Source organism: Flectobacillus sp. BAB-3569 (genome assembly GCF_002270355.1).
GTDB lineage: Bacteria > Bacteroidota > Bacteroidia > Cytophagales > Spirosomataceae > Flectobacillus > Flectobacillus roseus.
On record NZ_NJFZ01000020.1, the window covers coordinates 342,603 to 357,355 of the forward strand.

Below are 14,753 nucleotides of genomic sequence, written 5' to 3' on the forward strand. Positions count from 1 at the left end.
GACTAAGTCTTGAACTGGGAAAGTATTGACAATCAATTTCCTAAATAAGTCTTTGGTGTGTTTCCAAAGTCTAGGGTGATTTTTTGCAAAACTACGCCTGAGCTAATCATCCAATATTTGATGGTATGTTTGCCTGCTTTTGCAATCGTGTGCTTGGTGGTTTTGATATTGATATTTTCGGCAGCCCACTGATTCCAAATTCCTCTATCGCTGGTTTTATCTTCTTTGTTAAGACTCACAATTTGTGGTGTTTCATCGTCTATAGAAATCGCATATTGCAGCCCTTCTGGCGTTGCATGGAAATTTAATGTTGGTGAGAAATAAGCCTTTACAGTTACCTCTACGGCTTCTGTAGTTTCTATCTCATATTCTACATGTGGAGAAGTTGCACTCACATTTTGCGATTTGGCTGTCACTGGAAAGGTTGTAATGGCCGAACCTGTACGCCCATGATCAGGCAAAACTTTCCAAGTAATCTCTTTTGTATGAATCAATTTTGTATAATGATCTGCCTCTATTGCAATTCCTTTATTTGCCTTCACATTATTCTCTAAAGGTTTTTCTGGCAAAGCCTCAGAGGGATTGAGGTATTTAACTTCTGGGATTTTTTGTTTTTCAGGCTGTTGCCAATACGTATAGCCAATATGGGTTTGACTCATCAAATGATTCCATTTACCCTGATTCAATTGATGATATTCGTTGGTAATCAATGAATCTTTGGCAAACAATTCTTTTACCTTATCGGCATATTGATTTGCTTTAATGGATTTTTCTGAAAAAGCTTTTTTATTTAATGCCACCTGAAAATACATTTCATAAAGGTTTGCACAAGCTTTAATCGGGTGCAAAACCAATTGAAAATAAGCATCTTGATACGACTGAGGGAGTTTACTTTTCACCACCTCCGCACGAGACAATAAGTGTTGGTATTCTTGATTGACTTCCGCCCATTCGCCAGTCTCCAAAGAGAATGTCTTGTCGTCCAATAATTCTGGTTTGCGACGAGCATTATACTTGGTATATAACCTCAAAAGTTGGGCAATTTCTTGGGCATTTTCCTGACCAAACTGTTGAGTAGCCCAGTTTTTGGCATATTTAGACAAATCATTTTCCTGTATTTTTTCAGGATTCCAAGCGTAGTCTAAAAAGAAAGAAATAGGATATTCCATTGGCTTGAGGTCGCCAACATTCACAATCCAGATATTTTTGGCTTGATGTTCCCAAGCCAAATGCATCTGCTCCCAAATACGTGGAATAGCATTGGTATTCAGCCATTTGTAATTACGAGGCCCGCCCACATAATCAAAGTGATAATAGATGCCATAGCCGCCTTTTCTGGGTGCATCGGTTAGTTTTGGTAGTTTTCGCAAATTTCCCCAGTTATCATCACAAAATAGCAAGGTCACATCATCAGGAACTCGCATACCTTTGTCATAATACTCCTGAACTTCTTTATAAATCGCCCAAAGCTGCGGGGTTTCCTCCGCTGGTTTACCAGTAGCATCGGCAATGATACTGCGCTGGTCTGCCACGATTTTTTCCAACAAAGCCGTAGCAGTTTCTCTCGACATCGGTTCGTCGCCATCACCACGCATACCTATACTTACAATTTTCTCGTTCCATGCACGTTTCATCCCATCTTTCCAAAATGTTCTTAATTTCTCTGCATTCGCTTCATAATTCCATGGTCCTGAGCCAAATCTACGCCATTCATCGTGCGCACGCATCAATGGCTCGTGGTGTGAAGTTCCAATTACAATACCATATTTATCTGCCGTTTTGATATTTAAAGAGTCATCAGCATAAAAAGCATTTCCCCACATAGCAGTCCAGATATAGTTGGCTTTCAAACGGAGTAAAAGTTCGAATACTTTTTCATAAAAACGATGATTAAATCCTCCAAATTTTTCTTTTGTCCAGCCAGAAAGTGCAGGAGCTTCATCGTTTAAGAAAATACCTCTATATTTTACCTTTGGGGCATCTGTTTGGATAAATTTTGTATTAAAATACAGTTCTTTTTGCTTCAGTACTGGTACATCTGCCCACCAATTCCAAGGAGAAATACCCATTTGTTTCGATAATTCAAAAACGGCATAAGCCACGCCACGGCGGTCGTTTCCTGCCAATACCAGCGCGTTTGCTATTCCTTTTTGTGGGTCTTGTATAGTCTGAACCAAATTTCCCTCCCATTGATGGGCAGTAGAATTAGGCTTAAGTAACTTTTTGGCAATAATTGTTTTTAGAAAAGTAGAATTTTCAAAAGTACCAATAACGATAGCGTTAGTCTTGATAGTTTTAAATTCAGAAACGATTTCAAGTTTTTTTCCTGTAACAGCCTCTATATCTTTTTGTAACAAAGAAGCCGAGGTTTTTACTAATTCTGTCTCTGAGTCATCTACATAGATAACCGACTTTGTAAGCGGAAAACCTGATTTTGGCACAAACATATTTTGCGCAAAACTTTGCTTGGTAAAAACACACAAACTTATGCCCAAAAGCCATTTAACGATATTTGACATAATAATTGATTTAAAATTCAATGACTTTTAGGATTACAGATTCCGTCGACTTGCGGTCGGTCACCTCCGGACGAGGATCATCGCAAATGCAATCATCGGACGTTTCGAATCTTTGAAAACGCCAATCTTTATTGTTATCATATCGCTCAGTGGTTCGAGCAAATGATAGAATAGAAGGCGGCAAACTCAATAGTATGGAGCAAGAGATAGCTCGCAACCAGCATCTTTTCAAAGTCATAAATCTAAGTTTAGAAAACAATTTTCGATAGATTTTGTGAACGCTATTGATAAAAGTCTAAATTTCAATATGGTACAAAACCAACGATTGCAAAATTAAATAAAAACCATAAAAATACAACCGATTGCATAAATTTTTAAATTTTAACAATAGCTTGATTTTTCAGTAAAAAAGTATGAAAATTGAGAATTATTAAAAGAATACTACTATTTATTCCTACAAAAACCAAATTGCAAGTGATTTTAATTTGTACTATTCTAATACAATAATATAGATATATTCGGTAAAACTCCTCAAGAATCAAATAACTAATGCAATCGGATACATTTTTACATACAACTTTAGGTACACCATTTCAATAAACACATAATCACCTAAACAACAAATACTTAAGTTAAAATATTAGTTTTAAAAATTAAATACCTTTTCTCAAAATCGGGTAGAATGACCTATCCTGAGTCTTCCTTAAACAAAAGATTTTTTTTAGTATTTTTACGCAAACGTTTGCGATATGAAGAACACAAAGAAAGAAACAACCATATACGATATTGCCCAAAAATTGAACATTTCGTCGGCGACGGTGAGTCGTGGATTACAAGATCATCCTGCTATTAAAAAGGAGACCAGAAAGAAGATTTTGGAGACAGCCATCGAATTGGGATACCGCAGAAATATTATTGCTAGTAATCTTCGCAGACAAAAAACCAATACGATTGGAGTAATTGTACACGAATTGAATAGCAACTTCATTACCTCAGTTCTGGCAGGGATTGAAAAAATTACAACTGAAGCAGGCTATGATTTGATTATTGCACACTCGTATGAGAGCTATGAAAAAGAAGTTGCCAACGCCACGAATCTTTTTCACAAACGAGTAGACGGATTAATTGCCTCCTTGGCATTAAATACAACCAACCTCAACCATTACAAACAATATCACGACAAGCATATTCCTGTTATCTTTTTTGACCGTGTCGAAGAGCGTTCGGACAGTGCCAAAGTGATTATCGATAATTATAAATGTGGTTATCAAGCAACCAAACACCTGATAGAACAAGGTTGTATTAATATTGTCTTAGTCACCGCCAGCTTATCCCGCAACGTCTACCAACAACGTTATAAAGGCTACCGAGATGCACTAGAAGAAGAAGGTTTGACCTTCAACGACAGCAATGTTTTAATTAAAGATTTGAGCGAACAGTGTGGCGTAGAGGCTGCTGAGTATATTTTACAAATGAATCCACGCCCCGATGGAGCATTTATTACGAATGATTTTTCAGCAGCGGTTTGTATGAAAACGCTAAAAGAAAATGGCATAAACATTCCTGAAGACATTGCGATAGTTGGCTTTAATAATGATGCTATTGGCAAAATCATTGAACCACAACTTACCACGATAGATTACCCCGGAATAGATATGGGCGAAATTGCAGCCAAAAGTTTGATTGAACAATTGGCTGGAGATACAAAAGTTAACCCTATCAGTACCTTAGTCGTTCGTTCAGAATTAATTGTGAGAGGTTCATCTCTGAAAGAAAAGAAGTAATTAACAAATCAATTCTTGACTAACGATATTTCTTGTACCGCCATAGTCACTAGATAGCACCCAGAGATTTTTATTTAATGCAAAAAAAAGCTACACTATATTACAGCAGTAGCTTTTTGCTTCATCTAACTTAACTAAATTATATCTTTTGCTGGTTATAAAACCAACCATAAACTACTACTTTATAACAAGAGAAAGCATTACAAAACTGGGCAGATGAACAAATAAAACTTTTGCCAATCGCCTTTGCTTATTCCCGACTACCTTCCTTCTTATCGAGTATGATAAGCTTTTAAACCACTTTCAAGAAAAGATAAAAAGTTGTTTTCGTCATAGTTGGCTCCTTGTGGCTTTACCAAAGTCTGTCCTTTGTTGTCAAGCAAGACATAATAAGGCTGGGAATTAGTATTGAACTGCTTTGCCTGCATTTCGCTCCATTTTTTGCCAATAGTCGTAATTTGTTTTTGGCTGTAACTAGAAAAAAATTGTTCTGACTTCGCCAATTCGGTTTTGTCATCCACGTATAGCTGAATAATCACATAGTCATTTTGTAGACGAGTTAGTACAGCAGGTTTTGACCAAACAGTTGCCTCCATTTTTCGGCAATTGACGCAGGCATGACCCGTAAAATCTATCATAACAGGCTTATGATTGGCTTTTGCGTAGGCCATTCCCTCCTCATAGTCAAAGAAGGTGTCAAGGTTGAGTGGTGCATGAAAAATCTCCCCATATTTTCGAACTGGATGTTGACTCGCCTGTGGATTGTTTGAGCCAATTTTTTGTGTGTACAAATCAAAATCTTGGGTATGTTGCGGTGGTAAAAAAGCGGCAATTGAGTCTAGTGGCGCACCCCACAAACCTGGCACCATATATACTGTAAATGCCAGAGAAATAATCGCCAAAAACAAACGTGTAACTGATAAATACGCCACGGGTGAATCGTGAGAAAATTGAATTTTCCCCAAAAGATAAAGCGTCAATAAAGCAAAAATAGCAATCCAGAGGGTCAAAAATATTTCACGGTCGAACCACTGCCAATGGTAAGCTAAATCCACATTTGACAAAAATTTCAAAGCTAAGGCTATTTCCAAAAAGCCCAAGACAATTTTGACAGAATTTAACCATCCACCTGATTTTGGCAAAGCGTTCATCCATGATGGAAACATGGCAAACAGGGTAAACGGTAAGGCCAAAGCCAAGGCAAATCCAAACATTCCGATGGCTGGGCCTAATAGTTGCCCCATCGTGGCAGCTTGTACCAATAGCGTTCCGATGATAGGCCCTGTACATGAAAAAGAGACTAGCGCAAGCGTCGTTGCCATAAAGAAAATCCCCAAATATCCGCCTTTATCGGCGCCTTTATCTGAGGCATTGAGCCACGACGCTGGTAACATAATTTCGAATGCGCCAAAAAAGGAGGCAGCAAAAACAATCAGCATAACAAAAAAGACCAAGTTGAAGATTCCATTGGTCGAGAGGTCGTTGAGGGCATCTGCGCCAAAAAATACCGTTATCAATAATCCTAAGGCAACATATATCACAATAATCGACAAACCATACACCAATGATTTGGTAATGCCATTTGACTTTGAGCTAGCTTGTTTGGTGAAGAAACTAACCGTCATAGGCAACATCGGAAAAATACAAGGCATCAACAAGGCTGCAAAACCACCTAATAACCCAGCCACAAAGGTCAGCCACAGTGCTTGTTGCTGCTCTTTAGGAGGCAATATTGTAGAACTGATTTGTGCTTTACTGGCAGTATCTACACTGGCAACAGGTAAAGTATCAATGCTTGATTTTTGAATGACTGTATCTTTCTGGGGAGCTGTCACAAGACTAGTGTCTTTCTTCAAACTTTTTTCTTCCTCCACCTTTACAGGAATCGAAAACTCCAACTCGTCTGGTGGAAGACACTGTTTATCGTCACATACCATAAACTCCACCGAACCTTTGACGGTTATCGTTGTACTTTTGACCTTAATCTTTTGGGAAAACCTCGCCGATTTTTCAAACCATAATAAGTCCATTCCAAAAGTTTGGTCAAAAGCTTTTATGACTTTACTATCTTCCGAAACTCCACCTATCAGCTCAAAATCTGGCGAAGGTGTTAATTTAAACTTTGTGGGCACAGGACCGCCCTCAGCGATATGTTGCGAATAAATATGCCAGTGCTCATCGATGGCAGCAGTGAAAGTCAACAGAACCTCCTTGTTAGGCACATTAGTAGCTTTGAATGACCACTTTACAGGCTTTTTGATTTGCGCCTCAGCCACTATCGTTAGACAGAGCAGGAATAAGGTGAAGATTTTTTTCATATAATTTTAAACGGTTTATTGATGAATAAATTAGTAATTTCTTTGAGATATTCAAGGAGAATACTGAACAATAATTCTTGAAACATGGGATATCCAGAATTGAGTGAATGAAGATTGCTTTTAAACGTGATTAGTGCTAGACGAAACACTTTGCATCAAATGCTGATTTAAACAATACTATAGTTTCAAAAAGCAGTGATTCACTATTTTTGAAAAATATTTGACTGAAAAATAGACAGAAAGCCTAAACTACATTTCATGAGAGATTAATTGAGGGTCGTTAGTTTAAAAACCGTAGCAACAGGACAGTGAATAAACTTCTCAAATGTGTTATTCATCTGATTTTAGAGGATTTATTGTCAGGTTTGTCCAATCAAGCACCTGTTGCGTACGGTTTTAATAGAGAGATAAAATATTACACATAAATCTATGTATTACAACACCTTACCTCTCCTATTTATTCTTTAACTAACTCTGCCAGTTTTTTCTCCAAATCTTCGCCGCGGAGGTTTTTGGCAATAATTTTACCGTTTTTATCTAGCAAAAAGTTCATTGGTACTGCTGCTACTGCGTACATTTTAGCCGCCCCATTTTGCCAACCTTTTAGATCAGAAACATGAATCCAAGTTAGTTTATCAGCCTCAATTGCTTTCATCCAATTAGCCTTTTTATCGTCCAATGATACCCCTACGATTTCAAAATTTTTATCACGGTATTGGCTATACGCCTTTACCACATTGGGGTTCTCTTTGCGGCAAGGCCCACACCAACTTGCCCAGAAATCTACTAGCACATATTTACCTTTTAGTGACGTCAAATTAAAGGCTTTCCCAGAAGAATCTGCCATGGTAAACACAGGTGCCATACGACCCACATCTACTTTTGCAGCTTTGTCCAAAAAGAATTTTACTTCTTTCCCATAGTATGATTCCTGTGCATTTTTGGCCAAATAGCTAAAATACTCTTTTGCTTTTTCCTCAGAACCTGGTCTTGTAAAATAACTGTAAATAATAAATGGACTAATCAACGAGGTAGGGCGAGTAGAAATAAATTGCTTACAAACGCTATCTGCATAACTTTCACCTTGACGGAAGAGTTTGCTAGCTTTTTCTCTAATAGCCACACTATCAGGCATTTTAGTTTGTCTAGTTTCCCAAAACATTTTATCCGCTTTGCCCATAAGTGCATGCGCTCCATCCATTTGTTTACGATGGATCAACCAATCATCATGCATTTTAGAACCTTTGACTATTGCTTTACTGATGGAATCTTTTGATGCCGTAACAGTAATTTTACCACTTTGAACAAATATACGAGCACTCTCTTTTTTAGGAACGAGGTAAAGGTTATAAATCAAAGGATGTTTGATTTCTCCTTGAAATTGAAAAGTACCATCAGTGCTGACTAAGGAATCAATGTCAAAACCTTTTCCGTTATAAGACGACAGATACACTTTCTCATTTTTGAGACCAGCGATTTTGCCAGAAATATAGTATTTATCAGTTGTAATGGCTTTTTTTGCGCAAAAAGCCCTGAGACAGCGAGCATGCCAATGCCCATTGTCAATAGTATTTTTTCATAAAAGAACTGTTTAAACTTTGAAAATGATGAATTATGAGTCAGGAGTGTACGAGGGATTTCAAACAATTTAAGATTTGGGATTTCTGATTTCGGAAATATAGAAGCTTACGCTTCCGAAACCTAAAATCCGATATCCCTAGTAAACTGTTTCAGCACTCATACGAGGTAGTATTGCCCCAACTTCATAATTTTATCTATTTAATAAAATGTTCTAATGCTATTTTGAGCTCTTCGCCTCTCAAGTTTTTGGCGATAATTTTGCCCGTTTTATCTAACAAAAAATTAGTAGGAATCGAAGAGATTAAGTAGCGTTTGGCCACCTGTCCTTCCATTCCATTCCCGTCGCAAACCTGTTTCCATTGGAGCGAATCCGTCTCAATGGCCTTTGTCCAACTCTTTGTATTATCATCAATCGAAACGCCTATTATCTCAAAATCTTTTTCTTTAAACTGTTGATATAGCTGCACCAAATTGGGGTTTTCTTGGCGACAAGGTCCGCACCAGCTAGCCCAAAAGTCAATGAGAACAAACTTGCCTTGCATTGATGATAATTGGAAGGCATTTCCGTTTACATCCTTTATCGTAAATGCAGGGGCTATTTTGCCAACACTCACTTTTTCATTTTCATACAAATAAGATTGAATCTTTTTTCCATAAAATGATTTCTTTACAACATCAGTCAAAACCTCAAAACTTTCACGTGCTTTTTCTTCCTGATTAGCCTGTATAAACCTAGATTTGATGACCATCGCACTAACCATCGAATTGGGGTGAGATTTGACAAATTCGGTGGTTACACTATCATAAAAAGATTCAACTTTGGTAAAAATGGCATAGATTCTTCTTTGTTTTTCGGGAGATGTCAGGGTAGAATCTGCCTCTACAGCACTGACTCCTTTGGCAAATTTTCGTCCCAGTTTTATCTGTTCTTGATAAATATCCATGTCGTCATTGGCACTCGAACCTTGTATTTGAGCATGTTCCAAATCCCCTGCTTTCGCTTTTACCAGTATATTCCCCGCCTGTACTACTATTTTTCGTTCGTCAGTCATGGGACTGAGATATAGGGTAACAGTTTGAGGATATGCCATTTTTCCTTGAAATCGAAAAACGCCATCTTTTGAAAAAACAGAATCAATTATTTCCTTTTCGTGGAAATAGCTTTTCAAAAAGACTTTCCGATTTTTGAGTCCTTCAATTTTACCACTAATCTGATACCTTTGAGTTTGTTCAGGTTGTTTCTGTCCCAATACACTTGAACATATCAAAAGTAACCACAGCAAACCATTTCCAATTTTTTTCATAATACCTATTCTTGTTTCAAAATGAAATTACAAAACATCTAGGAAACAAGAATAGGTATCTTGGAATATTAGTGCGGAATTGTGAGTTAGACCAATTTGAAAGGTTACAAACAATTGCGGATTTAGGATTGTTGATTGCGGAAATATTGAAAGTACCTTCATTTTTTTGGGGTAAAAAAAGTAGGTTATACTTCCTCAATCCAACATCCGATATCCGAAATGGATATACTACTAACTCACCATTCTACATCAGCACCTAGTACCCTGGGTTTTGAGTCAAATTTTTATTGGCAGCACGCTGGTTTTCAGGAATTGGGAATAACACAGAGGTTGATTTCCAAGTATTTTTTCTAATTCCTCCCAAAACAGCATCGGCACGACCTGTACGTTTCAAATCAAGCCAACGATGTCCCCATTCGCCAAATAGTTCTAGCTGTCTCTCTTTTTCAATAGCCAGTAACAATTGGTCTTTGGTAATAGCATTAGGCAAGGCCGCTAAGCCAGCTCTTTTACGGATAATATCTACCTCGGCTTTGGCCTCCGCGATTTTACCTTGCTGAGCTTTAGCTTCTGCATCAATTAAGTACAATTCTGCAAAACGCAAACCTACGTTGTATTCATTTCCAGTGCCAGTTCTTACTTTGTACTTATTGACAAAGTAATATTTTACACCACCTACAGTCGTAACACCTGCCCAGTTTATTTTTCTTAAATCAGCATCCTCAAATGATTTGTAGAGAGTATCTACAAGCGTGTAGGCAGGAATAACACCAGAGGCAGCTAGGAAGTTAGCCCCGAAAGTTGATACTCCAGTTAGATTAGCTTGTTGCCAAATAATTTCGTTACTTGTATTCACAAATACGTCTGCCAATGCTGGTAAAGTATAGGCTTGCGAGCTGATCACAGAGGTAGCATTCGTTTCAGCGTTTGCCCAGTCTTTTGTGTACAAATACGCTCTTGCCAGCAAAGTCGAAGCGGCATATTTATTGGCTCTAGCCTTAAACGTTCCAGCATAAGAAGCAGGAAGTTGCGCTTGCGCTTCTTTCAAGTCGGTAATGATTTGTTTCCAAACATCAGTTGCTGGCGTTCTTGGCAAAGTCGCATTGGTGGTATAATCAGCGTCAGCAGTTAACGGCATAGGTACGTCCCCAAATAAATTTACCAAATAAAAGTAAGTTAGGGCTCGAATAAATTTTGTCTCTCCTAACAATTGGTCCTTTATCGACGGCGTCAATGTTTGTGATTGGTTCAGACCAGCAATAGCGTTATTGGCATTTTTGATTTCCTGATAAGCAATATACCAAATAGAGTTTTCTACCAATGAATTAGTATTAGTCAACGCATTTCTTTCAAATTCATCGTATGAAGTATTTACCGTATTGTATTGAATATCATCCGCTGACATGCCAGGAAAGAAAGTACTTGCCTGAACAAAATTGGTCATTATACCCGTGGAATACAATCCAAGCACAGCACTAGTTGCGGTAGCATCTGCCTTGAAAACATCCTGAGACACAACTTGTGTTGGAGGAGCACCAAGATCTACAAACGACTCACATGAGCTAAACAAAGTCGAAATAGCGATGGCTGATGCCCAAAAAACACTTTTAAATTTATGTATAGTAATCATAGTAATTTCTATTAAAATGAGCAGTTAAGTCCTAACATGATGGTTCTGAGTGGAGGCAATACTTGCCCGATTGTTCCTGTTCCCAAACCAGAGGGCCCACCTTGAACTTGTGTCTCTGTATCCAAAATGTATTTGTTTTTTGACCAAGTAAACAAATTTTGTCCTTGAACAAACACACGGCAGTTGGTCATACCAATCGCTTTAGCAATTTGACTTGGGAACTGGTACGAAACACTTGCGGAGCGCATTTTCAAGTAGGAAGCATCACCCCAAAAAACATCCGATGAGCTAAAGAAATTGTAAGAACTGGCAATTGCTGTACCTGCGGTAGCCGATGCCCCCGGAAGACTCGCCATATCACCTTCTTGTTTCCAAATATTCAGATAAGAGGCATTTTGGTTGGTAAGTGCTCCTGGCCTTGTGTTGATGATATTGGTTTGTCCGAAACGATGATTGAATTGGAAGAAAATATCAAATTGGAATCCTTTATATGAAACAGAGTTTCCCAAACCACCATAGTATGGTGTTCCAAACTTGGCAACATACCTATCGTTAAAATCCACTACGCCATCTTTATTGATATCTTCGTATTGAGCTGCTCCTGTTTTAGGATCAACGCCTAAAAAGTGTAACACTCTAGTAAAGTTGATTGGTTGACCAACGATATAAGAGCCATTTGAAAAAGTATTTTCTATACCATCAAATTTGAGTAGCTTATTTTGCGGCAAGGTAATATTGAAAGTAGTTGTCCATTTCCAATCCCCACGAGAAATATTCGTGGTATTTACCTCAAATTCCCAACCACTATTTTCAATCAAAGCTGGTAAGTTTGCTTGTACTGAGTTGTATCCACTTTGGGTTGGAACACGTAAATAGCCTATCTGATTATCTGAGCGGTTATTGTAGTATTCGGCTGTAAACAATACTTTATCTTTCAAGAAACCCAACTCCAAGGCTGCTTCAAACTTCTTAGTAGTCTCCCATTGAATGTTGGCATTTGGTAAAGTCAAAGGAATCAACGACGGATTACTCAAATAAGTGGTTGAAGTGTTATAAAGCGGTAAATACAAGTAGTTTGAGATCTGGTCATTACCAGTTGTTCCATAACTTGCACGTAGTTTTCCGAAGCTCAAAGCTGAGATACTTTTGGCAAAATCCTCCTGTGAGAATACCCAAGCAGCCCCCAAAGCACCAAAATTACCAAAACGATTGTTAGGACCGAATCTTGAAGAACCATCACGACGGAATGTCGCATTGACAAAATATTTGCCTTGCCAATCATAATTTAAACGTCCGAATATTGCATTGTACTTGTATTCAACAATGTTATTGTAGTTAACAGTTATTAAACCCGCGCCAGATAGGGTATTCAACAACGCCTCCGTACTGTAATTGGAACCTGTCAAATAAAACCCATTAGAAGTATTATGTTGCCAGCTTGCTCCCACTACCGCCAAAAGTTTGCCTTTGCCAATTTCTTTTACATATTCCGCCGTTGGTTCGATAATATAGTTTTGAGCCTTATTATCTGCAAAGTTTAAAGTACTTGTTGGGTTTGAAGCTGGGTTCAACACGGATGCAGGCGTCAAGTTCTTCTGCTCTAAGTCTGTAATGGTATATCCAAAATTTGCCTTTAAGTTTAATCCTTTCGTTACATTATAACGAACCGTTGCATTACTAATCAAATTGGTGGTATTGGCATTGTTCTGACGCATCAAAGTCGACAAAGGATTGGTGAAGTTGTTTGACCAAAACATCTTTCCATTGGCATCGTACAAAGGTAAATTTGGAGGAAGGTTATACACTGAAGACAAATCGCTTTGTGGCAAATTTGTTTTATCCTTCGAATAACTTAACGCTAAGGTAAAATTCAATTTCTTATTTCTCGTACTATGATCTAGATTTAATCTACTCGAAAAACGTGTACTTGAGTAATCTCCTGGGAAAATCGTAGTTTCGTTACGATATCCCAAATTGAACATAAATTTGGTAAATGCATCTCCACCAGACAATGACGTTTGTACATCACTTACTTTACCTGTACCTCCCAAGAAGTACTTCTGCCAGTCGGTAGTTTTCGTTTTATCCCACAAGGTTAAATCTGGCGCATTACTTGTATTAGGTGTAACACCATCATTTCTAAATGCCTGTGTTCTTAGATCATAATATTGATCTGGACTTAGCATTGGAATAAAGCGGTTTAGTTCTGTAAAACCTGTTGAAGCATTTACATCAAATTTTGTTTTACCAGACTGTCCTCTTTTAGTCGTAATCAACACTACGCCATTGGCACCACGAGAACCATAAATAGCAGTTGCATCGGCGTCTTTCAAAATATCAATTCGCTCAATATCGTTGGGATTAATCATGCTAAATGGGCTTACACCGCCATTTGCACCTGAAATACCAAAGGCATTGAGGTTATCAGTCGCGGGGCTACCACCATTAAAATTGGTAAACGGCACACCATCAATCACGTACAAAGGAATTGTTCCTGATGACAATGACCCCTGACCACGAATTTGAATCTGGACGGCACTTCCCGGCAAACCATTATTTTGTGCAATTTGTGCCCCCGCAATACGCCCTGGTAAAGCAGCTAATACGTTTGATACTGGCTGTTTCCCGATTTCAGCCGAAGTAATCGACGTTACCGAACCTGTATTGATTCTTTTGGAAGAAGTACCATAGCCAATTACTACTACCTCGTCTAATGAACGAAGTGCTTGTTTCAACGAAATTTTGAGATTCGTTGCACTTCCAACGGTAACACTATACGATTCATAACCAACATAGGTAAATAATAGCACATAGCCTTTTTTCGCCACGACTCTAAATCTACCTTTTTCGTCAGTAATTGTACCAAAAGGTGTACCCTTCGCTGTCACCGAAACCCCAATCAGTGGCTCACCAGATTCGGCAGCGACTACGGTTCCTGTAACTTCTTCTCCTTGGTTGCTTTCGGCTTGGGCATTGGGCAAACCATTTGTTTTTAACAAATTCAAATTGTTGTCTACTACTCTCGACAAAATAATCATACGATTGTCTTGTACCGAAAATTTAATACCAAGAGGTTTCAAAAGCACCTCCAAAGCACTCCCTAGCGTTTCTTTCGAAGAGTTAAGAGATACAATTTGGTTGATATTGATTTGGCTACTACTATATACAAACTTCACCTTTGCTTCTTTCTCTAGTTTAGTTAAAGCAGCCTTTAATTTCACGTTCTCTACCTTGACGGCAATATTCTGATTTAGAATACCTTGTGCAAGATTTACATGGGCGTGAATAATTCCTGTGAACACCATAATTATGATGGCCTGACACATCGTAAACCGCATAATTCGAAGGATTAATTCTTTGATTCGATAATTTTCTGTCATACCTTTGATTGGGTTTTATTCTTTTTTGAAATGGAGGGATAAGACAATATTTTATCGCCACCGCTGCCGAGCGGTGTGACGAAACGAATAAATTCGAGGGCAAGAGTGCTGGAACCACTCTTGTCTTTTTTTATGCTTGGATTTTTTTCATTTGACGTTTTGGCTTTAAGGGTTGACGAATTAGTTAAGGATATTTAATTTTTAGAGTGATAAAAATTTCAGTGCTGAATTAAGAGT

Annotated in this window: 7 protein-coding genes; 1 reads left to right on the forward strand and 6 read right to left on the reverse strand. The window is 38.1% G+C overall.

The window, feature by feature from the left end:
• Window positions 1-32: 32 nt before the first annotated feature.
• Window positions 33-2,519, reverse strand: a complete 2,487-nt coding sequence (locus tag BWI92_RS19370; RefSeq protein WP_095165823.1) for a glycosyl hydrolase 115 family protein — start codon at window positions 2,517-2,519, stop codon at window positions 33-35.
• A gap of 749 nt (window positions 2,520-3,268) precedes the next feature.
• Here BWI92_RS19370 and BWI92_RS19375 point away from each other — a divergent pair.
• Window positions 3,269-4,303, forward strand: coding sequence for a LacI family DNA-binding transcriptional regulator (locus BWI92_RS19375; RefSeq protein ID WP_095165825.1), 1,035 nt, complete (start codon window positions 3,269-3,271; stop codon window positions 4,301-4,303).
• Between the two features lie 272 nt (window positions 4,304-4,575).
• Here BWI92_RS19375 and BWI92_RS19380 read toward each other — a convergent pair whose 3' ends face one another.
• From BWI92_RS19380 to BWI92_RS19400, 5 genes are all read right to left on the reverse strand, one after another.
• Window positions 4,576-6,621 carry a thioredoxin family protein gene (locus BWI92_RS19380; protein ID WP_095165828.1) on the reverse strand — a complete coding sequence of 682 codons (2,046 nt, stop codon included), beginning with the start codon at window positions 6,619-6,621 and terminating at the stop codon, window positions 4,576-4,578.
• A gap of 457 nt (window positions 6,622-7,078) precedes the next feature.
• Window positions 7,079-8,188, reverse strand: a complete 1,110-nt coding sequence (locus BWI92_RS19385) for a TlpA disulfide reductase family protein (protein WP_310588936.1) — start codon at window positions 8,186-8,188, stop codon at window positions 7,079-7,081.
• 208 nt (window positions 8,189-8,396) lie between these two features.
• Complete coding sequence (locus tag BWI92_RS19390; RefSeq protein WP_095165833.1) at window positions 8,397-9,506, reverse strand: TlpA disulfide reductase family protein; 1,110 nt, start codon at window positions 9,504-9,506, stop codon at window positions 8,397-8,399.
• Window positions 9,507-9,762: 256 nt separating this feature from the next.
• The gene (locus BWI92_RS19395; protein ID WP_095165835.1) at window positions 9,763-11,136 is read right to left on the reverse strand and encodes a RagB/SusD family nutrient uptake outer membrane protein; all 1,374 of its coding nucleotides are present in this window, start codon (window positions 11,134-11,136) and stop codon (window positions 9,763-9,765) included.
• 11 nt (window positions 11,137-11,147) lie between these two features.
• Window positions 11,148-14,516 (reverse strand): TonB-dependent receptor, encoded by a 3,369-nt coding sequence (locus BWI92_RS19400; RefSeq protein ID WP_095165837.1) that lies wholly within the window; start codon window positions 14,514-14,516, stop codon window positions 11,148-11,150.
• Window positions 14,517-14,753: the final 237 nt, after the last annotated feature.

Bases quoted from the DNA above. Each gene is read 5' to 3' on its own strand.
- BWI92_RS19390 (WP_095165833.1), bottom strand. From the start codon at position 9,506: ATGAAAAAAATTGGAAATGGTTTGCTGTGGTTACTTTTGATATGTTCA.
- BWI92_RS19370 (WP_095165823.1), bottom strand. From the start codon at position 2,519: ATGTCAAATATCGTTAAATGGCTTTTGGGCATAAGTTTGTGTGTTTTT.
- BWI92_RS19375 (WP_095165825.1), top strand. From the start codon at position 3,269: ATGAAGAACACAAAGAAAGAAACAACCATATACGATATTGCCCAAAAA.
- BWI92_RS19395 (WP_095165835.1), bottom strand. From the start codon at position 11,136: ATGATTACTATACATAAATTTAAAAGTGTTTTTTGGGCATCAGCCATC.
- BWI92_RS19380 (WP_095165828.1), bottom strand. From the start codon at position 6,621: ATGAAAAAAATCTTCACCTTATTCCTGCTCTGTCTAACGATAGTGGCT.
- BWI92_RS19400 (WP_095165837.1), bottom strand. From the start codon at position 14,516: ATGACAGAAAATTATCGAATCAAAGAATTAATCCTTCGAATTATGCGG.